This is a genomic window from Burkholderia sp. S-53 (assembly GCF_025560745.1).
In the GTDB taxonomy this organism is placed as follows: Bacteria; Pseudomonadota; Gammaproteobacteria; order Burkholderiales; family Burkholderiaceae; genus Burkholderia; species Burkholderia pyrrocinia.
In genome coordinates this window covers 1,329,667-1,354,386 of the sequence record NZ_CP090483.1, presented here as the reverse complement: position 1 = coordinate 1,354,386, position 24,720 = coordinate 1,329,667, and the positions used below count along the sequence as shown (strand labels likewise).

The 24,720-nt window shown below is 67.2% G+C and carries 21 protein-coding genes; 10 read left to right on the top strand and 11 right to left on the bottom strand.

The window, feature by feature from the left end; all coding sequences use genetic code 11:
* The first annotated feature begins 140 nt into the window (after window positions 1–140).
* Window positions 141–1,097, top strand: a complete 957-nt coding sequence (locus tag LXM88_RS11330) for a LysR family transcriptional regulator (RefSeq protein ID WP_034183237.1) — start codon at window positions 141–143, stop codon at window positions 1,095–1,097.
* A gap of 58 nt (window positions 1,098–1,155) precedes the next feature.
* On the opposite strand, the gene LXM88_RS11325 is transcribed toward LXM88_RS11330, so the two are convergent.
* The 4 genes from LXM88_RS11325 to speB form a co-directional block, all read right to left on the bottom strand.
* On the bottom strand, window positions 1,156–2,226 hold the full coding sequence (locus LXM88_RS11325; protein WP_096472924.1) for a porin: 1,071 nt from the start codon (window positions 2,224–2,226) through the stop codon (window positions 1,156–1,158).
* A gap of 160 nt (window positions 2,227–2,386) precedes the next feature.
* Window positions 2,387–3,817, bottom strand: a complete 1,431-nt coding sequence (locus LXM88_RS11320) for a purine-cytosine permease family protein (RefSeq protein WP_262542278.1) — start codon at window positions 3,815–3,817, stop codon at window positions 2,387–2,389.
* Window positions 3,818–4,120: 303 nt separating this feature from the next.
* Window positions 4,121–4,798 (bottom strand): SOS response-associated peptidase, encoded by a 678-nt coding sequence (locus LXM88_RS11315; protein WP_262542275.1) that lies wholly within the window; start codon window positions 4,796–4,798, stop codon window positions 4,121–4,123.
* Between the two features lie 176 nt (window positions 4,799–4,974).
* Complete coding sequence (gene speB, locus LXM88_RS11310; RefSeq protein WP_262542273.1) at window positions 4,975–5,943, bottom strand: agmatinase; 969 nt, start codon at window positions 5,941–5,943, stop codon at window positions 4,975–4,977.
* Between the two features lie 129 nt (window positions 5,944–6,072).
* On the opposite strand from speB, the gene LXM88_RS11305 reads away from it, so the two are divergent.
* Window positions 6,073–6,990 carry a LysR family transcriptional regulator gene (locus LXM88_RS11305; protein ID WP_262542270.1) on the top strand — a complete coding sequence of 306 codons (918 nt, stop codon included), beginning with the start codon at window positions 6,073–6,075 and terminating at the stop codon, window positions 6,988–6,990.
* Window positions 6,991–7,038: 48 nt separating this feature from the next.
* Here the strand turns inward: LXM88_RS11305 and LXM88_RS11300 are convergent, their stop codons facing one another.
* The 7 genes from LXM88_RS11300 to LXM88_RS11270 form a co-directional block, all read right to left on the bottom strand.
* The gene (locus tag LXM88_RS11300; RefSeq protein ID WP_262542267.1) at window positions 7,039–7,668 is read right to left on the bottom strand and encodes an NAD(P)H-binding protein; all 630 of its coding nucleotides are present in this window, start codon (window positions 7,666–7,668) and stop codon (window positions 7,039–7,041) included.
* Window positions 7,669–7,899: 231 nt separating this feature from the next.
* Entirely contained in the window at window positions 7,900–9,291 is a 1,392-nt protein-coding gene (gene lpdA, locus LXM88_RS11295) for a dihydrolipoyl dehydrogenase (protein ID WP_262542263.1), read from the bottom strand.
* A 5-nt stretch (window positions 9,292–9,296) separates the two neighbouring features.
* A complete protein-coding gene (locus LXM88_RS11290; protein WP_262542261.1) occupies window positions 9,297–10,640 on the bottom strand; it encodes a dihydrolipoamide acetyltransferase family protein in 1,344 nt (447 codons plus the stop codon).
* Between the two features lies 1 nt (window position 10,641).
* Complete coding sequence (locus tag LXM88_RS11285; protein ID WP_412524135.1) at window positions 10,642–11,688, bottom strand: alpha-ketoacid dehydrogenase subunit beta; 1,047 nt, start codon at window positions 11,686–11,688, stop codon at window positions 10,642–10,644.
* Complete coding sequence (locus LXM88_RS11280; RefSeq protein WP_262542259.1) at window positions 11,685–12,917, bottom strand: 3-methyl-2-oxobutanoate dehydrogenase (2-methylpropanoyl-transferring) subunit alpha; 1,233 nt, start codon at window positions 12,915–12,917, stop codon at window positions 11,685–11,687. Before LXM88_RS11280 ends, LXM88_RS11285 begins: the two co-directional genes overlap by 4 nt.
* Window positions 12,918–13,406: 489 nt before the next feature.
* Window positions 13,407–13,610 carry a hypothetical protein gene (locus tag LXM88_RS11275; protein WP_262542257.1) on the bottom strand — a complete coding sequence of 68 codons (204 nt, stop codon included), beginning with the start codon at window positions 13,608–13,610 and terminating at the stop codon, window positions 13,407–13,409.
* Between the two features lie 298 nt (window positions 13,611–13,908).
* Entirely contained in the window at window positions 13,909–14,403 is a 495-nt protein-coding gene (locus LXM88_RS11270) for a hypothetical protein (protein ID WP_262542255.1), read from the bottom strand.
* A 256-nt stretch (window positions 14,404–14,659) separates the two neighbouring features.
* Here LXM88_RS11270 and LXM88_RS11265 point away from each other — a divergent pair, with 256 nt between their 5' ends.
* From LXM88_RS11265 to LXM88_RS11230, 8 genes are all read left to right on the top strand, one after another.
* The gene (locus LXM88_RS11265) at window positions 14,660–16,132 is read left to right on the top strand and encodes an HD domain-containing phosphohydrolase (RefSeq protein WP_262542253.1); all 1,473 of its coding nucleotides are present in this window, start codon (window positions 14,660–14,662) and stop codon (window positions 16,130–16,132) included.
* Between the two features lie 1,259 nt (window positions 16,133–17,391).
* Window positions 17,392–18,507 carry a hypothetical protein gene (locus tag LXM88_RS11260; protein ID WP_262542250.1) on the top strand — a complete coding sequence of 372 codons (1,116 nt, stop codon included), beginning with the start codon at window positions 17,392–17,394 and terminating at the stop codon, window positions 18,505–18,507.
* 324 nt (window positions 18,508–18,831) lie between these two features.
* Window positions 18,832–19,857 (top strand): LacI family DNA-binding transcriptional regulator, encoded by a 1,026-nt coding sequence (locus LXM88_RS11255; RefSeq protein WP_262542248.1) that lies wholly within the window; start codon window positions 18,832–18,834, stop codon window positions 19,855–19,857.
* A gap of 67 nt (window positions 19,858–19,924) precedes the next feature.
* Window positions 19,925–20,953: an ABC transporter substrate-binding protein gene (locus LXM88_RS11250; RefSeq protein WP_262542246.1), complete on the top strand. Its 1,029-nt coding sequence runs from the start codon at window positions 19,925–19,927 to the stop codon at window positions 20,951–20,953.
* A 17-nt stretch (window positions 20,954–20,970) separates the two neighbouring features.
* A complete protein-coding gene (locus LXM88_RS11245; protein ID WP_096472909.1) occupies window positions 20,971–21,795 on the top strand; it encodes an ABC transporter permease in 825 nt (274 codons plus the stop codon).
* Between the two features lie 10 nt (window positions 21,796–21,805).
* Window positions 21,806–22,702: an ABC transporter permease gene (locus LXM88_RS11240; RefSeq protein WP_262542242.1), complete on the top strand. Its 897-nt coding sequence runs from the start codon at window positions 21,806–21,808 to the stop codon at window positions 22,700–22,702.
* A gap of 13 nt (window positions 22,703–22,715) precedes the next feature.
* A complete protein-coding gene (locus tag LXM88_RS11235) occupies window positions 22,716–23,747 on the top strand; it encodes an ABC transporter ATP-binding protein (RefSeq protein ID WP_262542239.1) in 1,032 nt (343 codons plus the stop codon).
* An 87-nt stretch (window positions 23,748–23,834) separates the two neighbouring features.
* On the top strand, window positions 23,835–24,659 hold the full coding sequence (locus LXM88_RS11230; RefSeq protein ID WP_262542237.1) for a phosphodiesterase: 825 nt from the start codon (window positions 23,835–23,837) through the stop codon (window positions 24,657–24,659).
* Window positions 24,660–24,720: the final 61 nt, after the last annotated feature.

The following is a 24,720-nucleotide window of genomic DNA, read 5'->3' as shown; positions in this document are numbered from 1 at the left end:
GGCCGTCTGGCGCGGCCTCGCGCCGCACGCTGCGGCACCCCTCCTTTATCGGCGACCGCAAATCATTAGTCAAATTTCAAGTTATTATTCGCCGTATAAATTCAACTAATACCCGCCACTACGCCTCGCCCGGAGACCCGATGCGCCCCGACCTCGCCCCGTTCCTGAACGACCGTCTCGACTGGAACCTGCTGCGCACCTACCTGGTGATCATCCAGGAGCGCAGCGTGAGCCGTGCGGCCGCGCGCCTGCACGTGACGCAGCCGGCCGTGAGCCAGGCATTGCGGCGGCTCGAGGACGCACTCGAGCGCCGGCTGATCGAGCGCCGTGGCGCGCACTTCGCGCCGACACCGGCCGGCGAAGCCGTGTACCGGATCGCGAGCGACATCTACGGCGGCATCTCGCGCCTCGAAACCGAAATCGACGACAGCACGGCCGACCTGACCGGTTCGATCCGGCTGCTGACGGTGAGCCGCATCGAGTCGCCCGTCTACGACGAGTTCCTCGCGGACTTCCATCGCGCCTATCCGCGCATCGACCTGCAGATCGAGGTGATGCGCTCGTCGGACATCCTGTCGTCGCTGCTGCAGAAGACGGCCACGGCCGGGCTCGGCCTGTGCCGCACGCCGCACGACAAGCTGGAAATGCGCTGCTTCCTGCGCCAGCGTTATGCGATCTACTGCGGCCGCCATCACCGGCTGTTCGGGCAGACGCAACTGCGGATGGACGATCTGCTCGCGGAGAATTTCGTGTCGTTCACGAGCGACCAGATCGGCGACAGCCTGTCGCCGCTCACGGTGTTCCGCGACCAGAAGGGTTTCACGGGGCGCATCGTCGCGTCGTCGCCGAGCCTCGAGGAAGTGCGGCGGCTGATCTTCGCGGGCTACGGGATCGGCTGCCTGCCCGAGCACATCGTGCGCGACGACATCGCGCAGCAGCGGCTGTGGCGGCTGCCGCCCGACGACGGGCTCGTCGACGTCGACGTATTCCTGCTGTGGCATCGCGACCGCAAGATGAACGCGGCCGAGCACGCGTTTCTCGATGCGATGGAGCGTTGCATGCAGCGCTATTCGCTCGCGGAGCGGCTGGGGAAGTAGCGGCGCGAACGCGCCCGGGGAAAGCGCCGGGCGCACACGGCCCGGCGCGTCGACGACATCAGAAGCGATGCACGATGCCGAGCTGCACGCCGCGCGCATTCGCGCCCGGATACGCGAGCGGCAGGCCGGGGTTCGCCGCGCCGGCGAGCGTGTAGCCGGCCTGGTTGCGATTGCGCAGGTACGACAGCGCACCGTAGAAGCTCGTGCGCTTCGACAGGTCGTATTCGTACATCAGCCCGAGCTGGTCCGCGTTGTTGCCCTGCGACGACTGGTCGTGCAGATACGCGTAACCGAGCGCGACATAGTTCGCCGGGTTGAACTGGTATTTGACCGACAGCCCGTACACGCGCGAATCGATCCCGAAGTCGGCCCACTTCACCGCCGAGAAACCGCCGTACACGGTTGCCTTGCCGATCGCATACGACGCGCCGGCCATGATCGTGCGATCGGTCGTGGTCGCCGTCGCGTTCTTCAGCCACTGGCCCGCGACGAACGCCGCGAACGGCCCGTGTTCGTAGGTCAGGTCGAACTGCTGGCTGGAGCCTGCCGAGCGCACACCGCCCGCATCGCCGAACCCGAAGTACAACCCGCCCTGGAAACCGGCGATCTCGGGGCTCTGGTACGACAGCGTATTGCTCGTGCGGAACGCGAACACGGTCAGGTTGTCCATGCCTGACGCCTGCGTGACGCCGCCGAACGCATCCTGCCCGCCCTGGTCGTTGAACAGCGGCGAATTCTGCCGGCCCGCGCGCACCTTGCCCCACTGCCCCGCGATGCCGACCCACGCCTGCCGGTTGAACATACTGCCCGAACTCGCCAGCGAGCCGTCGTTCGGGTTGAAGCCGTTCTCCAGCGCGAACTCGATCTTCTGCCCGCCGCCGATATCCTCGCCGCCCTTCAATCCGAACCGGCTGCCCCACTGGCCGCCCGAGCCGATCGCCGCCGTATAGCCGTTGCCCGTATTCACGTATTGCGCGAATTCGTCGATCACGCCGTACAGCGTGACGCCGTCCTGCGCGAGTGCAGCCCCCGAACCGGCGAGGCACGCGGCCGCTACCGTCATGCGAAGACCGGCGTGCACCGGCCGTGCCCGGGAATCGCTGCCGCGGGCTTTCATTTGTTTAGTCATACTATTCAATGGAAAGAGAATGAAACGATGCCGGGCGCGGCGATCACGCCGCACGGCATCGCGGGAAAGGGAATGTGCAGGAGAGCCCGGCGCAGGCAGCGCCCGGCTCGACGCGACGCTCAGGCCGGCTGCCCGCCGGCCCGATGCGCGATACGCGTCGTCAGTGGTGAGCTTCGCCGCGTTCGAGCGGCAGGATCAGGCGTTCGGGGATGCTGCGTCGCGACGCACGCGCGCCGATGTAATACAGCACGGCCGGCACGATCAGGCCAAGGATCCACGAGATGTCGGTGCCGCCGAGCGCGTCGACGAGCGGGCCGGTGTAGATGTGCGTCGACATGAACGGCAACTGCACCAGGATGCCGACCACGTAGATCGTGATCGCCATCACGTTCCAGCGGCCGTAGCGGCCATCCGGATCGGACAGCGCCGGCACGTCGTAGCGCGAGCGCGTGAAGCAGTAGTAGTCGACCAGGTTGATCGCGCTCCACGGCGTGAAGAACGCGAGCAGGAACAGGATGAACGCGGTGAATTCCTTCAGGAACGAATGACGGCCCGCGAGCGCGATCAGCGTCGACACGCAGATCATCCCGAAGATGTACACGAGACGGCTCTTCGACGACACCGCGCCCTTGCCGCGAAAGCCGCTGACGATCGTCGCCATCGACATGAAGCTGCCGTATGCGTTGAGCGCCGTCACCGTCACCTTGCCGAACGCGATGCTGAAGTACAGCAACGCGGCCACGGCGCCCGTCGAGCCGAGGCCGACGATATACGCGACTTCATGGTGCGCGAACTGGCCGCCGGCCAGCGCGGCCGCGAACACGCCGAACACCATCGCCGCCTGCGCGCCGATCACCGAGCCCAGGCCGACCGCGAGAAACGTCGCGACCGACGATGTCGCGCGCGGCAGGTAGCGCGAATAGTCGGCGACGTACGGGCCGAACGCGATCTGCCACGACGCCGACAGCGACATCGACAGCAGGAAGCTCGCGAGCGAGAAATGCCGGTTCGCGAGCAGCGCGCCGACGTCGTGGTTCGCGAACAGTTGCGAGAACATGTAGACGAACGCGACGATGCCGACCACGCTCGCGATCCGGCCGACGAAGTGGATCGCGCGATAGCCGAACACGGTCAGCACGACGATCACGGCCGCGAACAGCAGGATGCCGGCCGCGTCGTCGACGTGCAGCAGTTGCGCGACGGCCTGCCCGGCCAGCACCGAGCCGCTTGCGGAAAAGCCGATGTACATCAGGCACACGAGCACGATCGGGATCATCGCGCCGTACACGCCGAACTGCACGCGGCTCGAGATCATCTGCGGCAGCCCGAGCTGCGGACCTTGCGCGCCATGCAGCGCCATGACCGCACCGCCGACGAGCTGGCCGAGCAGCAGCGCGACCAGCGACCAGAACACGTCGCCGCCGAGCACGACGGCGAGCGCGCCCGTGACGATGGCCGTGATCTGCATGTTCGCCGACAGCCACAGCGTGAACTGGCTCAGCAGGCCGCCGTGGCGCTCGGCGTCGGGAATGAAGTCGATCGAGCGAACCTCGATCAGGCCGCCGGCTTTTCCACTGGGATTCGTTGACACGGGGGAAATCTCCAAAATACTCAGGACCGCAAATGGTTTGTAAGGGACGTAATCTGCGAGCCGCCCTTTCGGCGCTTCGGGTGCGGGGCGCCGTGGATCGCCGGCATGCGCCACGCTCGCACGGTCTGCACGCTGGCGCGCAAGCGACACGACGTGTGCCGACATTGCCAGCGGATGATCTTGTATATACAACTTGCGAGATATCGGTGATTACCCGGAATCGGCCCATTTTGGAAATTGTCCGAATAATCGGGGCGCGTCCGACCGGATCGGCCGTCGCTCGAGCGTTGGAAAAATGAAAGGTCAGGCACCAGCCGGCGGCGCCGGTTCAGGCGCGGCCGACATGTCGTCGGCAGGGAACGGGTTCAGCATGCGCCTCGCGGCTTCGACGTCGCGCGCGTGCAGCCATTCGTCGTAGTCGTCGCGGCGCAGGATCACGACGGCCCGCTTCTCGTCGCCCGGGCGATGCATGCGCGCGAACACCGGGTGATCGTCGGCATTCACCGTGAGCATCGCCATGCCGATGCGTTCGCGACCGTCGTCGCCAGCGTAGCGCCGCCAGATACCGGCAACGCAGTACGGCTGCCACCCGTCGACGCCGATCCGGTGCCACACGTTGCGGCCCGTCTCGTAACACGGCTCGCAGATCCAGTGCACCGGAATCAGGCAGCGCTGTCCGTTACGCCAGGCCTGAGCGTAGAGCCGCGACGAACCGACCGTTTCCGCACGTGCGTTCACGGTATCGAGCTTCTTTTTTTTCCGGCCGTTCTCGTCGAGCCGCTCGGGCTGCATGAATTTCGGCCAGAAGCCGAATACGGCCGCGACGACCGCAAGGCCGTCGCCGTCGGCGCACGCGACCGGCGCCGTGTAATCGGGATACACGTCGGGTGCCCACGGGTCGCGGCGGTACAGATCGCCGATGCCGATCTTCAGCTCGCTGATGCCCGGGTCTTCACCGGGGGCGCGGTAGTGGGTGCACACGGTTCGGAGGACGATGGATGCAATGTCTCCATCGTAGTTCAGCGCGCGTGTCGCGAGCGCGCTATCGCTTTGTGCGACGAAACATTCTTACGAATCGACGATGCACCGGGAGCCGGCCGGCGCATCCCGTCATGCGCGCGGCCGCGTCGTCGGGAACGGCCCGGCGCCAGGCGATTTCACCCATCGATCGAATCTGCCTTGTTCTGCCGCCGGCGCGATGCATACAGGCAGATCAGTTCCAGCGCGATCGTCGCGCCCGCCAGCGACGTGATTTCCGCATGATCGTACGGCGGCGACACTTCGACCACATCCATGCCGACCAGGTTGATGCCTTCCAGGTGACGCAGGATCTCGAACGCCTGGTGGCTCGACAGCCCTCCCGCGACCGGCGTACCGGTGCCCGGCGCGAACGCCGGATCGAGGCAGTCGATGTCGAACGTCAGGTACACGGGATGATCGCCGACGCGCTCGCGAATGCGCGCGGCGACCGCGGCAGGCGTCGACGCATGCACGCGACGCGCATCCTGGATGTCGAATCCCATCGGCTCGTCGTTGGTGGTCCGGATGCCGATCTGCGCCGACCGTTCGGGCACGACCCACCCTTCCCGCGCCGCGTGATAGAACATCGTCCCGTGATCGATGCGCTTCACGTCGCGGTCGGGCCACGTGTCGGTATGCGCATCGAAATGCACGAGCGACAGCGGCCCGTGCACCTTCGCATGCGCCTTCAGCAGCGGATATGTGATGAAGTGATCGCCGCCGAGCGTCAGCATCGCGCAGCCGCGCGCGAGGATCGCATCGGCATGACGCTCGATCGCGCCCGGCACCGATTCCGGTTGCCCGAGATCGAACGCGCAATCGCCATAGTCGACCGCGGCCAGCACGTCGAACGGATCGAATGACCACGGCCACGGGCGCTCCCACGCGATGCCCGTCGACGCGATCCGCAACCCGCGCGGGCCGAAGCGCGTGCCGGGCCGGTGCGATGCCGCGGCGTCGAACGGCACACCGGTGATCGCAAGGTCGACGCCGTCGAGATCGCGGCTGAAACGCCGGCGCATGAAGCTCGTCGCGCCCGCGAAGGTGGGTTCGGCCTGCGTGCCGTAAAGGCTGTCGCGCGTGAACGCGAGATCGTTGTGGCTCATCGTCGGATTCCTGGCTGAAGGGGAACTCGGCCGCACGGCTGGCGACCTCGTGCCCGATTCTGCCGTCAGCGCATCCAACGAAAAATATGAACTAACATAAGCCGACTTCACGAAACGCGATGTATCGCCATGCTGACCCGACTGAGAGACATGGATTTGCAGTTGCTGCGTCTATTCCTGACGATCGTCGAAAGCGGCGGCTTCAGCGCCGCACAGGGCACGCTCGGGATGGCGCCTTCGACGATCAGCACGCAGATGGCCAAGCTCGAGACGCGCCTGGGGTTCCGGCTGTGCGACCGCGGCAAAAGCGGGTTCCGGCTGACGCCGAAGGGCGAACGCGTGCTGCAGTCGACGCGGCGGCTCCTGCAGGCGATGGACGTATTTACGCGCGATACGCAGCACGTGTCGGGCACGTTGCTCGGCGAACTGCGCATCGGCCTGTCCGAGCGGCTCGCGCCGGACGTCGTCGAATCGATCGCGGCGGCCGTCGGCCGTTTTCGCGAACAGGCGCCGGACGTGCTGATCGAGATGATCGCGGTGCCGCCCGACGAGCTGGAGCGCAGGCTGCTGAAAGGCGAACTGCAACTCGCGATCGGCTATTTCTCGGGCCACCAGGCCGGGCTGCACTATGCACCGCTGTTCGTCGAACACCAGTCGCTGCATTGCGGCGCGCGGCATCCGCTGTTTGCGAAAAAGACCGTGTCGGTCAATGACATCGCGCGCACCAGCAACGTCGCGCGGCTCTACAAGACGAACACGTCGGGTTCGGCGCTGCGCAACGCGCAGCCGACCGCATTCTCGGAAAACGTCGATGCCGACGTGATCTTCATCCTGTCCGGCGCGCATGTCGGCTTCCTGCCCGACCACGTCGCGGCGCCGTGGGTCGCGGCCGGCAAGATGCGCAGGCTGCTCGCGAACAAGCTGAGCCATACGGTCGAATTCCAGCTCGCGACGCCGCGAAACTGCGACGGCAGCGAAGCGCTGGATGCGTTCACGGCAGCGCTCGCCGAACAGTTCGGCAGGCTCGACGGTTTCGCGGGCCAATAACCGGTGCGTGCCGCGCGGCGGCGCCGACGGTGCGCCGCGCGCTCCGCTTCAAACGAGCCGATCCGATGCGACGACCTGCACGCCCGGCCGCGCATCGATCGCAGCGTCGACCAGTGCGCGCGCAATCCGTGACGCGGGATTCACGCGCCACTTCGCGGGCAACACGGGGCGGGCGACGTTCAACGCGAACACCAGCAGCCGCTCGCCGAGCCTGAATTCGTCGCGGTTGCCGCCGATCAGGCCCGGCCGCACAAACGTGAGCGACGCGAACCCGACGCCGGCCAGCGCCTGTTCGACTTCGCCCTTGACGTGGTTGTAGAAGATGCTCGACGCCGGATCCGCGCCGAGCGCCGAATTCAGGACGTAGGCCGGCGTGCCGTGCCGGTGCGCGAGCCGCGCGACCGCGAGCGGATAGTCGTGATCGACGCGCCGGAATGCCGCCTTCGAGCCGGCGGTGCGCATCGTGGTGCCGAGCGCGCAGATCACCGCATCGGCCTGCCAGCAGTCGGCCGTGTCAGGCAGATGATCGAAGTCGACCTCCAGCGCGCGCATCTTCGGATGCGGCGACAACGGCCGGCGCGCGAGCACGACCACGTGATCGACCCGCGCATCGGCAAGCGCAACTTCGAGGACGTGGCGCCCGACGAGTCCGGTCGCGCCGACGAGCAGCAGTTTCATGTCCGGTTCTTCCGTATGGAGCCGGTGTTGGCGGGCCGGGAGCGGCCCGGTTTCCGGCTATCGACATGATCGTCGGCCGACGTGGCGCCGGCAACCTTCCCGCATCTCGAAAAATTACAGACCGCACTCGTGACCTAGCTCGCTCGGCCGCGTCATGCGGCACCGGCGCCGTAACCGGAACGCCGCCGATGCGCGCGTTGCGCACCGGCGGCTCCGTTTGGCGGCCACACGTCAGACATGCAACGCATGCCCCAGCGCACGCAACGCCGCCTCCTGCAGCGCTTCACCCAGCGTCGGATGCGCGTGGATCGTGCCGCCGATGTCTTCCAGCCGCGCGCCCATCTCCAGCGACTGCGAGAACGCGGCAGCCAGTTCCGACACGCCGCGCCCGACGGCCTGCCAGCCGACGATCAGGTGGTTGTCGCGCCGCGCGACGACCCGCACGAAACCGTCGGTCGCCTGCAGCGTCATCGCACGCCCGTTCGCCGCGAACGGAAACGATGCGCTCAGACAATCGACGCCGGCCGCACGTGCGTCGTCCGGCGACCAACCGGCCGTCACGATCTCGGGATCGGTAAAGCACACCGCCGGGATCGACGCGGGCATGAACTTGCGGCGCCGCCCGGCGATCAGCTCGGCCACCATCTCGCCCTGCGCCATCGCGCGATGCGCGAGCATCGGCTCACCGGCCACGTCGCCGATCGCCCACACGTTGCGCATCGACGTCCGGCATTCGTCGTCGATCTGCAGCGCGCGGCCGTTGCGGTCGAGCAGCAGGGTTTCGAGCCCGAAGCCGTCGACGCGCGGCCGGCGGCCGACCGCGACCAGCACGCGATCGGCGGGCAGCGTCCGCTCCGCGCCATCGGCCGCCTGCACGCGCACCGCGCCGTCGTCCGCGAGCCCGAGCACCTTGTGGCCGAGGCACAGCCCGACGCCGAGCCGCGCGAGCGAATCCGCGACCGGCCTCGCGAGTTCGGCGTCGTACGCGGGCAACACGCGTTCCGCCACTTCGACGACGCTGACATCGACGCCGAGCTTGCGATAGACGATTCCGAGTTCGAGCCCGATATACCCGGCCCCGACGACGACCAGCCGCTTCGGCAAGGTCGCGGGCGACAGCGCCTCGGTGGACGACACGACATGCCCGCCGAACGGCATCGACGGCAGCTCGACCGGTTCGGAACCGGTCGCGATCAACAGGTGTTCGCAGCCGATGTGCACCGCGTGGCCGCCGGCGACGACTTCGACGGTCTTGCCGTCGATCAAGCGCGCGTCGCCGTGCAGCACGCGCACGCCGTTCTTCTTGAGCAGCGCGCCGACGCCGCGCGTCAGCCGGTCGACGATGCCGTCTTTCCACGCGACGCTTTGCGCGATGTCGATCTCGGGCGTGCGCACACGAATCCCGAGCGCCGCTTCGCCGGCCTGGCCGCACGCCTGTTCGAATGCGTCGGCCACGTGGATCAGCGCCTTCGACGGAATGCAGCCGATGTTCAGGCAGGTGCCGCCGAGCCGGTCGCGTTCGACCAGCACGGTCGGAATGCCGAGCTGGCCGGCGCGGATCGCGGCGACGTAGCCGCCCGGGCCGCCGCCGATCACGAGCAGCGTGGTGTGTTCGTTTTTCATCGCGCTCACTCCACGAACAGCAGTGCCGGGCGTTCGAGCACCCCGCGCACGGCCTGGATGAATTCGGCCGCGTCCGCGCCGTCGACGACGCGATGGTCGAACGACGACGACAGGTTCATCATCTTGCGCGCGACGACCGCGCCGTCGCGAATCATCGGCCGCTCGACGATCCGGTTCACGCCGACGATGCCGACTTCGGGATGATTGATGACCGGCGTCGACACGATGCCGCCGAGCGCGCCGAGGCTCGAGATCGTGATCGTCGAGCCGCTCAATTCGTCGCGCTGCGCGCGGTTCGCACGCACCGCATCGGCGAGCCGCGCGATTTCAGCGGAGATCGACCACACGTCGCGCGCTTCCGCATGACGCAGCACGGGCACCGTGAGGCCGCCGTCCGTCTGCGTCGCGACGCCCATGTGCACCGCGCCGTAGCGCGTGACGACGCCCGCTTCGTCGTCGAAGCGCGCGTTGATCTGCGGGAAGTCGCGCAGCGCGATCACCATCGCGCGGATCAGCAGCGGCAGCGGCGTGAGCCGGCCGCGCGCGTCGCCGTAGCGGCGGTTCAGGTCCGCGCGCAACGCTTCGAGCTCGGTGACGTCGATTTCCTCGACGTAGCTGAAGTGCGGAATGCGGCGCTTCGCTTCCTGCATCTTGCGCGCGATCGCGCGCCGCAGGCCGATCACCGGCACTTCGGTTTCGTCGTTGCGTTCTTCGTAGCCGTGCGCTTGCGACGCACGCGCCGCACCGCTGCCGGTCTTCGCATACGCATCGAGATCGGCATGCATGATCCGGCCGGCTTCGCCCGTGCCGCGCACATAGCGCAGCTCGATGCCCATGTCCCACGCGCGCTGACGCACGGCCGGCGACGCGAGCGGCCGTTCGCCCGGCGCGAGCGCCGCGCGCGGCTGCGGCGCAGGTTCGGCACGTTCCGCACGACGCGGCTCCGCGGGCGCGCGGTTCGACGCGTGCCGCGGCGCCGCAGCAGCCACCGGCGATGCAGCCGGCGCGTCGGCCACAGGTGCCGGCCTTGCCGCCGCGGCAGCCTGAACCGGTGCGGTTTCCACCATTGTTTCTCGCACCGGCGCCCCCGCCTTCAGGTTGCCACCGCCTTCGACCTCGAGACGAATCAGCTCGCTGCCGACCGCCATCATCTCGCCGATCCGGCCACCGAGTTCCAGCACCTTGCCCGACACCGGCGACGGAATCTCGACCGCCGCCTTGTCGGTCATCACGTCGGCGAGCGGCTGGTCTTCCTTGATCGTCTGTCCGACTTCCACATGCCAGGCCACCAGCTCGACCTCGGCGATCCCTTCGCCGATGTCCGGCATCTTGATGACATGAATCCCCATTTCACGCCTCCATTACGCGTCGCAACGCTTCGCCGACCCGGGCCGGGCCCGGAAAGTACGCCCATTCCTGCGCATGCGGATACGGCGTGTCCCAGCCCGTCGTGCGCTCGACCGGCGCCTCGAGGTGGTAGAAGCAATGTTCCTGAACCAGCGACACCAGTTCCGCGCCATAGCCGCAGGTGCGCGTCGCCTCGTGCACGACGACGCAGCGCCCGGTCTTGCGCACCGACGCGACGACCGTGTCGAGGTCGAGCGGCCACAGCGTGCGCAGGTCGATCACCTCCGCGTCGATGCCCGTCTCCTCGGCCGCGGCGAGCGACACGTGCACCGTCGTGCCGTACGTCAGCACCGTCACGTCGCTGCCGGGTCGCACCACGGTGGCCGAATCGAGCGGCACCGTGTAGTAGCCCTCCGGCACCGCGCTCGCCGGATGCTTGAGCCACGACGTGACGGGCCGTTCGTGATGGCCGTCGAACGGCCCGTTGTACAGCCGTTTCGGCTCGAGGAAGATCACCGGATCGTCGTTCTCGATCGACGCAATCAGCAGCCCTTTCGCGTCGTACGGATTCGACGGCATCACCGTGCGCAGCCCGCACACCTGCGTGAACATCGCCTCCGGGCTCTGGCTGTGCGTCTGGCCGCCGTAGATGCCGCCGCCGCACGGCATCCGGATCGTCATCGGCGCGGTGAACTGGCCAGCCGAGCGATAGCGCAGCCGCGCGCCTTCCGACACGATCTGGTCGGAGGCCGGGTAGAAATAGTCGGCGAACTGGATCTCGCACACCGGGCGCAGCCCGTACGCGCCCATCCCCACCGCCACGCCGACGATCCCGCCTTCCGAGATCGGCGCATCGAACACGCGCGACTTGCCGTATTTGTTCTGCAGTCCTTCGGTACAGCGGAACACGCCGCCGAAATAACCGACGTCCTGCCCGAACACGACCACGTCGCTGTCGCGCCCGAGCATCACGTCCATCGCGGAGCGCAGCGCCTGGATCATTGTCATCGGCTGCGTCGCCGTACCTGTCTCTTGGTGCGCCATGGTCATGCTCCCAGTTCCTGGCGCTGGCGGCGCAGATGCGCGGGCAGCTCCTTGTACACGTCGTCGAACATCGAGGCCGGCGACGGAATCCGGTCGTCGGCCAGCGACCCGTATGTCTCCGCTTCCTTCTGCGCGGCGATCACCTCGGCCTCGAGCTCGGCCGTCAGCGCGTCGTGCGCGCTGTCCGACCAGATGCCCTTGACGATCAGGTGGCGCTTGAAACGGGCGATCGGATCGCCGAGCGGGAAATGGGACCAGTCGTCGCTCGGCCGGTACTTGGTCGGGTCGTCCGACGTCGAATGCGCGCCGGCGCGGTAGGTCACCCACTCGATCAGCGTCGGGCCGAGATTGCGGCGCGCGCGTTCGGCCGCCCAGCTCGACGCCGCGTAGATCGCGAGGAAGTCGTTGCCGTCGACGCGCAGCGATGCGATCCCGCAGCCGACGCCGCGCCCCGCGAACGTCGTGCCTTCGCCGCCCGCGATCGCCTGGAACGTCGAGATCGCCCACTGGTTGTTGACGACGTTCAGCACCACCGGCGCGCGGTACACGTGCGCGAACGTGAGCGCGGTGTGGAAGTCGGCTTCGGCCGTCGCGCCGTCGCCGATCCACGCGGACGCGATCTTCGTGTCGCCCTTGATCGCCGACGCCATCCCCCAGCCGACCGCCTGGATGAACTGCGTCGCGAGGTTGCCGGAAATCGAGAAAAAGCCCGCGTCGCGATCCGAGTACATCACGGGGAGCTGGCGCCCTTTCAGCGGGTCGCCTTCGTTCGACATGAGCTGGCAGATCATCCGCACGAGCGGCACGTCGCGCGCGATCAGGATGCTCTGCTGCCGGTAGGTCGGGAAGCACATGTCGCCGTCGCGCAGCGCCATCGCGTGCGCGGTGCCGATCGCCTCTTCGCCGAGGCTCAGCATGTAGAACGAGATTTTCTTCTGGCGCTGCGCGATCATCATGCGCGCGTCGAAAATGCGGGTCTTGAGCATCGCGCGCAACCCGGCGATCAGGCGCGTTTCGTCGAGGTCCGGCGCCCACGGGCCGAGGGCATTGCCGTGGTCGTCGAGCACGCGCACGAGGCTGCGGGCGAGATTGGCGGTGTCCGCCGCGGCAACGTCGATCGGCGGGCGGCGGACCGCGCCGGCCGGCGATAGATGCAGATAGGAAAAGTCCGTCTTGCAGCCCGGGCGCCCGGTGGGCTCCGGCACATGCAGACGCAATGGCTCTGACAGGCTCATCGTGTCGTCTCCACGCTCGATTGTGTCTCACGCTGATAGGAACGCGCGGCCGGTTCCCGGCCTGCGCGCGGGCTGGCGCGCGGATAAGCACGCCAACCTCGGGAATCTATGCAATGCCGCGCCGGCCGTCGATGACCAACCCGCTCGATCGCGGTGAGCATATTTGCCATGATAGGCGCGGGATGGCGGATCGGTATGCCTGTCGCGGCTGGCGGTCACGCGTTGCCGTGCCCGGGCGAACGGTGCCTGACGAGAATTCGCGGAGGCCGCCGCGATCGATGCCGAAACCGGGATCGGGTGCGCAGGACGGCGCCGTCATCCCGCCCTGAAGCGGGCGATTGCGAAGATCAGATGGAATGTCGATCGCGGAAGATCCCTGTCGATCGAGCGCGCGTCGCCTCGATCGGCGCGCGCGTGGCGGTCACGGCGAACCGGTCGCGCGCGCTTGCCGGGTGGATCCGGGGCGTATCCACCCGGCGACTTTCAGTTTCAGTTGCCTTGCTCAGGCGTGAATACCGACAGTTGCAGCGCCACGTGTCCCAAGCCGCCGATGCCGAGCACGGCGACCGTCTCATGCGGTTGCGGCGCCGCATCGCGCAGGCCGCTCCACGTCGTATGGCCGGCGCACATCATCGGCGCTGCATCGACATACGCCAGCCCGTCGGGCAACAACACCGTCCCTTCGGCTGCCACGGCGATGTACTCCGCATGTCCGCCCTGCGAAGCAAATCCGGTGGTGCGCGGTGCGTCGCCCGTGCCGCACATCCCGGACGCATGAACCTTCGCCAGCACCTGCCCCGGCCCGACTTTTGGAACCGGACCTCCCGGACTTCCCAGGGCCGATCGGCACCGGTCGTCACAACCGCCTTCATCTTCGTTGCCTGCTCCTTGTTCAACCGAACGTAGGGTTCATCGCGCAGTCCTTCAGCATATGCCGCCGCCCTGTCGTTTCCGCCGCAAGCGGCTGTTGCGATGAAGAACACCCCAGCATTCATGTACGGCTGCGGTACGACCGAAGCCGCACAAACTGCAACACCGATCCAAGCACGAAGATACCCAGCCACGCGGTGAGCGATCCGCGCACGATGGGGGATTCGGGGCCGTTCGCAAGCGGGTGACCGATCGGCAGCCGTGTCAGCGTCTCGTTGATTCCGGGGACCAGCAACAGAAAGAAACTGAACGAGAAGGCGAACTGCGCCAGGTACGGCCGCGCACGCCCCAGCGCTTCGATTCGCGGAACGAGGAGTCCGCCCGATGTCGCGATCAGCGCCAGGATGCCGAGTGCATGCCCGACATTGAAGCCGCCGGTGCTGGACAAGCCGAACGACGTGCACACCGATATCGCCATCCCTGCCAGGTAAATCCTGGCGGACCGGGTCGCGCTGTCGATCTTCTGATATCGGGCGAAGCTGTAGAGGCCCGCGGCGAACGTCACGAGGCTGACGATGGTGTGACCGGCACCCAGAGCGGAAATGGGATGAGGCATAAGACAACTCCTTCTGAAAATGTTGATCCCGATCGCCGCGACGCCGGCAACACCGGCGACATCCGCGGCACACGGAAGCATTCAAACGGTCTTGCGTTTCACTTGCTCCGCATGCAGACAGATTGTCCCGATCGTCCGAGCTGTCCGGGATCGGTCAAATGACCGACCCCGGACAGCGTCACGCAGCGGGGCGCACACCCCCGTACCCTCGCGTATGATCGTTCGCTCGTCCCAGCGATTTTCCAAGCCGAGTCCGATGTTCGACGCCGAAGCCAGCCACGCCGCACTGCGCATATTCGATTCCGTGAGGGCCATCGCTTTCATCGGCGATCTGAGCATGGGACAACCGACCGACCATTCGCTTCGCACCGCGTGGCTGGGTGTACGACTCGCGGACGCGGCCGGACTGGGGGCATCGGCTTGCGATACGGTTCGCGAGGTGTCGCTGCTTCGCTGGTCGGGTTGCACGGCGAATGCAGCAGGTGTCGCGGAGGTGTTCGGCGACGACATCGCGATCCGCATGGCGATGCTCGAGAACAGGCCCGGTATGGCCGAGGCAATCGGAAGCGCCGGTGCATCGATGTTGCAACTCGCGCGAATCCACTGCGAAGTATCCGGCGAGGTCGCGCGAATACTGGGTCTTTCGATGGTGACCGAAACAGCGCTGCGTCACATTTTCGAAGCCTGGGACGGCACCGGCGTACCTGCGCAACTCGCACGCGAACAGGTGCCCGTCGCCGTGCCGGTCGTTGCGCTTGCCGGCGATCTGGAGGTGTGGAGTCGCACGTACGGCGTCGAGCGGGCACTGGGGCTGATCGAGCGGCGTGCCGACTCGCGGTACCCGGCGCACCTCGTCGAGACGACGATACGTCACGCAGAAGCCTGGCTGGCGGAGCTTGAACGCACGTCGCCGGCCGACTTCGACATCGCGCTGGCGACGTCCGATATGCAGCGGATGACATCCGCGGAACTGATCGCCGACATCATCGACCTGAAATTGCCGTGGATGACGGGTTTTTCGCGTGCGGTCGCGGTGACGGCGGCCGGGTGTCATGCGCAACTCAAACCGGATGACGCCGGGCGCTCGCTCGTTTACCAGGCCGGACTGATTCACGGCATCGGCAGGGCCGCCGTACCCAACCATGTATGGAACCTGTCCACGACCTTGCCGGCAAGCGCGTGGGAGAAGGTGCGGCTGGTACCGTACTGGACGGAACGCGCCGGCAAACCGTCCGGCGCGCTGAGCCGGGCCGCCCTGCTTGCATCGTATGCGTACGAACGGCTGGACGGTTCGGGGTATTTCCGTGGCGCGCACGCGCCTGCGCTGACACTGGAGGCGCGCGTGCTGGCTGCGTCCGTCGCGTGGGTCGCGTTGCGATCGCCACGCCCCTGGCGCGCCGCGCTGACCGACGAGGCGGCCGCCCACCTGCTGCGAGACGAGGCCGCAAATGGCCGGCTATGCGGCGAAGCGGTCGGTGTGCTGACGTCCGCAGGCATCCCCGTCGCCAGACGTGTATCCAGCAGCGCACCGTCCGGTACGGGCCTGTCCGCGCGAGAGATCGACGTGCTGCGCGTGATCTCGCGCGGAGCGAGCAACAAGGAGGCTGCGCGGGAATTGACCATCAGCCCGAGCACGGTACGCACGCACATCGAAAGCGTGTTTCGCAAGCTTGGATGTTCGACGCGCGCGGCAGCGACGCTCAAGGCGTCGGCAATGGGCCTGATCTGAAGGAATGGCGTTGCGCGGGTTTGCCCCGACGATACGATCCGCCCAGGCACGATGTCCGGTACACCGCTCGCCTGGACCATGATATGGACGACCTTCTCGTTCGTTTCGTTCTTGACGTGGTGAACGACGCCCGATCGATCGAATGACCGACCCGCCCCCGAAGGTGATCGTTACGAGTATCGAGCTGCAACGTGTGCGGAAGAAGCATGCGCGCTGCATGCCCGCGGACCGCAAACGCATCCGATGCCACGCCGCAAAAACAAAAAACCCGCGAGCGCCTGGCTTCTCGCGGGTTTTTGAACCGTCGTCGAATCGCCTGAAAGCGATCGTGGTGCCGGGGACCGGACTTGAACCGGCAAGCCAGTTAAGGCGGCGGATTTTCGTCACACTGCTTCTTTCAAAGCCGGCGTCGCGTGGGCGAAGCCGTTCGTGCGCTGGACTATGCCTTCGCCGTCGCACGCGGGCGTAACCGCTGCCCGTGCGCCTTAGGCGCCCCCCGTCTAGTCTCTACACCTTCCTCGCGGATGCCGCGAGGCTTGGCTCGGCGTTGCCTCGATGCGCGCATCAGGGGTTTCACCGAATTTGAAGGGTTCTGCACCGATCGTTTCCGACCGGGCACTCAATCGTTTAAGTCCGCTATGTTTACCAATTTCATCACCCCGGCAAGAGGGCGGAGCGCATTCTACCATCGGTCCGGCCCTGCAACGCGGTTACTCGACGATCGCGTCGACGGGCCATGACGCGACGCCAGGTCTTCGCCACACTGCTTCATTCGAAACCAATCTCGTCCGTGCGGGGCTTTCGACGCGGTCAAGCTCCGCCCGATCGCAGGGGACTGATTCCAGCTCCGTCGCTCCGTCAACCCGCCCCTCCGGCCACCCCGCTCCCGCGACCGGATCGCAAACGCGTGACGCACCCCTCCGCCGTCAGCGAATCGATCGCGTTTTCAATCGCACATCCTTTCATTAGCATAACGCAAATATTCGAATTCGCTTGATATCGACGCGCGCTGCCTGCTCGCGATCACGCATGAATTTCATCGAATTTTTCCCGCGCCGATCGATTCGACGCGCTTCCTTAAGCCCGCCTTAATCTCCGCCGTGCTACGGCCATCACCCGCTCCGGGCGATCGGCGCAGGCGCGTGACGTTTGTCACCGAAACGAAATATGCGCGGCATAGCCTGACCCGCGCCTCAGTAACCGACAGTAATAAACCCGTGACGCTCATCCGGCACGATTCATTTTCTTAGGAAACCGTAATGTTAAGAAAGCCCCTGTTAACCGTCATGTCGGCATCGGTCTTTCTTGCCGCCTGCGGCGGCGACGACGCAACTTCCACCCCCGGCATCGCGCCGACCAATACCGCGGCCGTACCGAACACCGCCACCGCGTCCGGCTATACGTTGTCCGTGTTCGCGAAAGCGCCGACGTCCACGGACAAGCCCGATTCGATCGTCCAGTTCAACAACACGGTCTTCATCGGCTACCAGAAAGCCGGCGACGTAAAGGACGGCTCCGTGCCCGGCCTGACCAACGACATCGTGCAATACGACCTGAGCGGCAACGTGCTCAAGACGTATACGGTGCCGGGCCACGTCGACGGCCTGATGGCCCGCGCCGATACGAACACGCTGTGGGCGATGGCCAACGAGGACGGCAATCCCGAACTGACGATCATCGACCTCAAGGCCGGTACGCAGAAAACCTACGCGGCGACCGTCAATCCGACCGTACACGGCGGCGGCTTCGACGACATGCAGCTGCTCAACGGGAACGTCTACGTGAGCGCGTCGAACCCGACGACGCCCGGCACCGCCGCACCGACTGTCGGACAGCTCACGCTGAACGCGAACGGCACGACGTTCGACGTCGCACCGGTGCTCGCCGGTAACGCGCAGGCCACCGACGTGACCCCGTCCGTCGGCGGATCGTCGAATCCGACCTTCAACCAGCAGGTAACGCTGAGCCTGACGGACCCCGATTCCGAAGCAATCGATTCCGCCGGCGATCTCGTGCTCGACAGCCAGGCCGACGGCAAGCTGGTGTTCATCCACAATCCGGGCGCGAGCCAGACCGTCAGCGTGCTGACGCTCACGCTCTTCAGCGACAAGGACGGCCCTGTCTATCCGGTCGACGACACGCGCTGGGTGCCGGCGCCGGGCCCGCAAGGCAAGACCTTCATGCTGTTCACCGACGCCAGCAACACGACCTACCGCGTCGACGCGCCGTTCGCGCAAGGCGACGCCTACAGCGCCGGCCAGGGCCAGGTGATGAAGCTGGACATGAAGTCCGGCCACCTGACGCCCGTCGCGACGAGCGTCGGCAATGCGTCTGCCCTTCAGGACCCGCACGGCATGCTGTTCGTCGCGCTGTAACGCCCCCCCGCCCTGCGGCGGCGCCGCCGCGTGATCGCCGCACCTGCGGCGAGACGCGGCGCGCACATCGCGCCGTCGCATGTGCGTACATGCTGGGTCGCGTCGCGCCCGGTCACGGGCATCGCGCACCGCGCCCGCTTTCACCGATACAATCGACAGCGGCGGCGCGCGGCCGATCCTTCACATGAATCCGCCCTGCCCGACGTCCCAACCGTCTGACGTTTGTATCGTGCTTTTTACGAAACAAACGTCGCGTGCGTCATCGCGAAGTCACAAACGTTTTCGATAATTTCCCGGCCGAAAACGTTTACATCGCGCTACTTAATGACCTCGACCATCAAGGATGTCGCTGCCCTCGCGGGCTTCTCGATCGCCACCGTCTCGCGCGCGATCAACTCGCCGCATACAGTCAGCCCCGCCACGCTGCAGACGATCCGCACCGCGATCGACACGCTGCAGTTCCGCCCTAGCCCGCTCGGCCGGCAGCTGCGCGGCGAACGCACGCGGCTCGTCGGCGTCGTCGTGCCGACGCTGTCGAACCCCGTGTTCGCCGACTGCCTGCAAGGCATCGACGAGCTCGCGACGGCGGCCGGCTTCAAGCTGATCGTGATGACGACCGAGTACGACGCGGCGCGCGAGCGTCACGCGATCGAGACGCTGCGCGAGCAGCGCGTCGAAGGGCTGATCCTCACCGTCGCCGACGCGGACACGCACCCGCTGCTCGACATGCTCGATCGCGACGGCCCGCATTACGTGCTGATGCACAACGACACGCAGCGCCGCCCGTCGGTGTCGGTCGACAACCGCAGCGCCGCCTATGACGGCGTGCGGCTGCTGACCGCGCGCGGTCACCGCCGCGTGCTGATGCTGGCCGGTTCGCTCGCCGCGTCGGATCGCGCGCGTCAGCGCCATCTCGGTTACGCGCAGGCACTCGAGGAAAGCGGCGTCGCCACATTGCCGCCGGTCGAAGTCGACTTCAATGCGCCCGAGCTGCCCGACGCGGTGCTCGCGCACCTGACCTCGCGCGCCACGCGCCCGACCGCCCTCTTCTGCAGCAACGACCTGCTCGCGATGGTCGTGATGCGCGGCCTGCGCCGCGCGGGCTTCTCGATCCCGGACGACCTGTCGGTGCTCGGCTTCGACGGGATCGCGATCGGCGAATTGCTCGCACCGGCGCTCGCGAGCGTCGCGACGCCGAACCGCGACATCGGCCGCCATGCATGGCGGCGTCTTGTCGAATGCATCGGCGGCGCGACGATCGAACGCACGTCGCTGATCCTGCCGCATGCGGTGCGCGACGGCGCGACGGTCGCGCCGCCGGCTACCGACCTGCAATTGCACAAGGCCTGAACGTACGGGCCGCGCCACCACGCACGCCGACCACCACACCAGCGCCACACTCGCCCGGAGACCCACCGTGTCCTTTCGCCTGACCTCGCTGCTGCGCGCGCTTGCCGCGCCGCTCGCCTGCGCCGCGCTCGTCGCCGGCGCACCCGCCGCCCACGCCGACGAAACGGCGATCTGCTACAACTGCCCGCCCGAATGGGCCGACTGGGCCGCGCAGATCGCGGCGATCAAGCAGAAGACCGGCATCCGCGTGCCGTTCGACAACAAGAACTCGGGCCAGTCGATTGCGCAACTGATCGCCGAGCAGAAGAGCCCGGTCGCCGACGTCGTCTACCTCGGCGTGTCGTCGGCATTCCAGGCGAAGGACAAGGGCGTGATCGCGCCGTACAAGCCCGCGCACTGGAACGACATTCCCGCGAACCTGAAGGACCCGCAAGGCTACTGGTTCGCGATCCATTCGGGCACGCTCGGTTTCTTCGTGAACAAGGACGCGCTCGACGGCAAGCCGGTGCCGCGCTCGTGGGCCGATCTGCTGAAGCCCGAATACAAGGGCATGGTCGGCTATCTGGATCCGTCCAGCGCATTCGTCGGCTACGCGGGCGCGGTGGCCGTCAACCAGGCGCTCGGCGGCAGCCTCGACAACTTCAAGCCGGCGCTCGACTGGTTCCGCAAGCTGAAGGCGAACGCGCCGATCGTGCCGAAGCAGACCGCGTATGCGCGCGTGCTGTCCGGCGAGATTCCGATCCTGCTCGACTACGACTTCGACGCATATCGCGCAAAGTACAAGGACAACGCGAACGTCGAGTTCGTGATTCCGAAGGAAGGCACGATCGCGGTGCCGTACGTGATGAGCCTCGTGAAGGGCGCGCCGCACGACGCGAACGGCAAGAAGGTGCTCGACTTCGTGCTGTCGGACGAAGGCCAGAAGCTGTGGGCCAATGCGTACCTGCGCCCGGTGCGCGCGCAGACGCTCGGCGCCGACATCGCCGCGAAGTTCCTGCCGGCGAGCGAGTACGCGCGTGCGAAGTCGGTCGACTTCGGCAAGATGGCGACCGGCCAGCAAGCGTTCGGCCAGCAGTACCTGCAAGTGATGCAGTAAGCGACGGGACGCCACGGATGCTCGACCTGACTTTCCCGCTGCGCTGGCGCGTCGCGCTCGTCGCGCCGGCGCTCGCGGTGTTCGCCGCGTTCTGGCTGTTGCCGATGGCGGCGCTCGTGCGGGTGTCCGCCGACGGCGCGTTCTTTTCGCAGTACGCAGCGCTGCTCGGCAACGCGCGCTACATGAAGAGCCTCGGCGAGACCATCGCGCTGTCCGCCGGCGTCACGCTCGCGACGCTCGCGCTGTCGACGATCTCCGGCCTGCTGCTCGCGCGCCGCGAATTCGCGGGCAAGCGCGTGCTGCTCGCGCTGCTCACGTTCCCGCTCGCGTTCCCGGGCGTCGTCGTCGGCTTCATGGTGATCATGCTCGCCGGGCGCCAGGGGCTGATCGGCATGCTGTCCGCGAAGCTCACGGGCGACAAGTGGGTATTCGCGTATTCGGTCGCGGGCCTGTTCGTCGGCTACCTGTACTTCTCGATTCCGCGCGTGATCGTCACCGTGATCGCGGCCGCGTCGAAGCTCGACGCGTCGCTCGAGGAAGCCGCGCGCTCGCTCGGCGCATCGCCGTGGCGCATCTTCGTCGACATCGTGCTGCCCGCGCTCGCGCCGGGCCTGATCGCGGCCGGCGCGATCTGCTTCGCGACCGCGATGGGCGCATTCGGTACCGCGTTCACGCTGGCCACCGACCTGAACGTGCTGCCGATGACGATCTATACCGAGTTCACGCTGAACGCAAACATCGCGACGGCGGCCGGCCTGTCGATCGTGCTCGGCATCGTCACCTGGGCCGTGCTCGCGCTCGCGCGCCGCTTCACCGGCCAAACCGCCGCCGCCGCGGCCTGAGGATTCCTGCATGCAATCGCTTTCCGACTCTTCCGCGCCGTCGCCGGCGCCCGCTCCCGCGCAGGCGAGCGGCGTCGCGCGGCGCGCGCCGCGCGTCACGGGCGCACGCGCGATCGCCGCGCTGCAATGGGGCGTCACGCTGCTGCTGTGCGCATTCCTGATCGTGCCTGTCGTGATGTCGGTGCTCGCGGGCCTGACCGTCAACTATTTCCGCGGACTGTCGAGCGGCCTCACGCTGCGCTGGCTCGAACAGGTGTGGCAGCAGTATCACGGCTCGGTCGCGCTGTCGCTCTACGTTGCGTTCGCGACGCTCGCGATCGTGCTCGCGGTCGGCGTGCCGGCCGGCTATGCGCTCGCGCGCAGCAAGAGCCGCGTCGCGCGCGCGATCGAGGAAGCACTCGTGCTGCCGGTCGCGCTGCCGGGTCTCGCGTCGGCGCTCGCGCTGCTGGTCGTGTATGGCGGCTTCACCGCGTTCCGGATGAGCCTGTGGTTCATCGTCGTCGGCCATGTCGTGTTCACGCTGCCGTTCATGGTGCGCGCGGTCGCGGCCGTCGCGGCCGGCGCCGACCTGCGCACGCTCGAGGAAGGCGCGGCCAGCCTCGGTGCGTCGTTCGTCACGCGCTTCGTCACGATCGTGCTGCCGAACCTGCGCCCCGGCATCGTCGCGGGCGCACTCGCGGTGCTCACGCTGTCGATCGGCGAATTCAACCTCACGTGGATGCTGCACACGCCCGACACGAAGACGCTGCCCGTCGGGCTCGCCGATACCTATGCGTCGCTGCGCCTCGAAGTCGGCAGCGCATACACGATCCTGTTCCTGCTGATGACGTTGCCGCTCCTCGTCGCGATGCAATGGCTCGGCGTCGACCCGTCCGGCACGCGTGCGCTCAAGCGGCGCGCGCGCTAAATCTTCCGCTCCGATGAAACTCGATTCCACTCCCATCACCCTGACCGGCTGCGCGAAGACGTTCCGCGGCACGCGCGTGCTCGAACCGCTCGACCTGTCGATCGGCGCGGGCGAAACGCTCGTGCTGCTCGGGCCGTCGGGCTGCGGCAAGACGACGACGCTGCGCCTGATCGCGGGCCTCGACACGCCGGACGCCGGCGGCACGATCGCGTTCGGCAACGACGACGTGACCGCGTTGCCGATCGAGCGCCGGCAGGTCGGCATGGTGTTCCAGAACTACGCGCTGTTTCCGAACCTGACGGTGCGCGGCAACGTCGGCTACGGGCTGAAGATCCGCAAGACCGAGCCGCGTGCGCTGCGCGAACGTGTCGACGAGCTGCTCGCGATGATGCGGCTCGACGCGCACGCGGACAAGCCGATCGATCAGCTCTCGGGCGGCCAGCGTCAGCGCGTCGCGCTGGCGCGCGCGCTCGCGGTGCGGCCGCGCGTGCTGCTGCTCGACGAACCGCTGACGGCACTCGACGCGAAACTGCGCGACGTGCTGCGTCGCGAGATGAACGCGCTGCTGCGCGAGCTCGGTGTGACGACGGTCTACGTGACGCACGACCAGGCCGAAGCGATGGAGCTCGGCGACCGGATCGTCGTGATGGGCGCGGGCCGGATCGAACAGATCGGCACGCCGCGCGACATCTACTACCGGCCGGCCAACCGTACGGTTGCACAGTTCATCGGCACGCTGAACCGACTTGACGGACAATGGCGCGATGGCGCGCTCGTGACGACGGGCGGCGCGCTCGTCACGCCGCATGCCGGCGACGAGTGGTTCTTCCGCCCCGAGGATGCGCAACTCGCCGATCCCGCGCATGCGCCGCTGCGCGGCACGGTCAGCGCATGCGCGTTCCTCGGCGAGCGCACCCGGCTCACGATCGCTCACGCGGCGCCCGACGCGCTCGTGATCGACGTACCGGGCCGCATCGCGCTTGCGCACGGCACGGCGGTCGGCATTACGATTGCACCGGAAGGCCTGATTGCGCTCGGCGCGTAATGCAGTTCGATTGCAGCACCCATGCACCACCCCACCGCGGCGCATGACGCCGCACCTACAATAACCAGACAATTCCGAGAACCGACGATGCTGCTAGCTCAAATCAGCGATCTCCACATCAAGCGGCCGGGTCAGCTCGCGTACCGGCGCGTCGACACGGCGGCCGCGCTCGCGCGCTGCATCGCGAAGCTGAACGCGCTCGTGCCGCGCCCCGACGCCGTGCTCGTCACCGGCGACCTGACCGACTTCGGCCACGACGACGAATACGGCAACCTGCGCGACCTGCTCGCGCCGCTCGAGATTCCGTACTACCTGATGATCGGCAATCACGACGACCGCGCCGGGCTGCGCCGCGCATTCGCCGATCGCCCGGAGCTGCACGAAGGCGAATTCGTGCAGTACGCGATCGACGTCGGCGCGGTGCGCGTGCTCGCGCTCGATTCGCAGGTGCCCGGCGCGAGCCACGGCGACCTGTGCGACACGCGGCTCGCATGGCTCGCCGCGCAGCTCGACGCCGCGCGCGATCGCCCGGTGATCGTCGCGCTGCATCACCCGCCGTTCGCATCGGGGATCGGCCACATGGACGCGCTGCGCCTCGCGCCCGCCGCCGCCGCGAAACTCGACGCGCTGCTGCGCGGTTATCCGAACGTCGAGCGCGTGCTGTGCGGCCACGTGCACCGCATGATGTTTACGCGTTTCGGCGGCACGCTCGCATCGGCCGTGCCGGCGCCCGCGCACCAGGTCGCGTTCGACCTGCGGGCCGATGCGCCGTCCGCGTTCCGGCTCGAACCGCCGGCGTTTGCGGTGCATCGTTATGCGCCGGATACGGGGATGACGTCGCACCACGTGTATGTGGACGAAGGCGCCGGGCCGTATCCGTTCTACGAGCCGACCGGGGAGCTGGTCGACTGACCGCGTGAAGTGCATGCAGTGACGGGCGGCCGGTTGCGCCGGTCGGCCGGTTCGCCGCCCA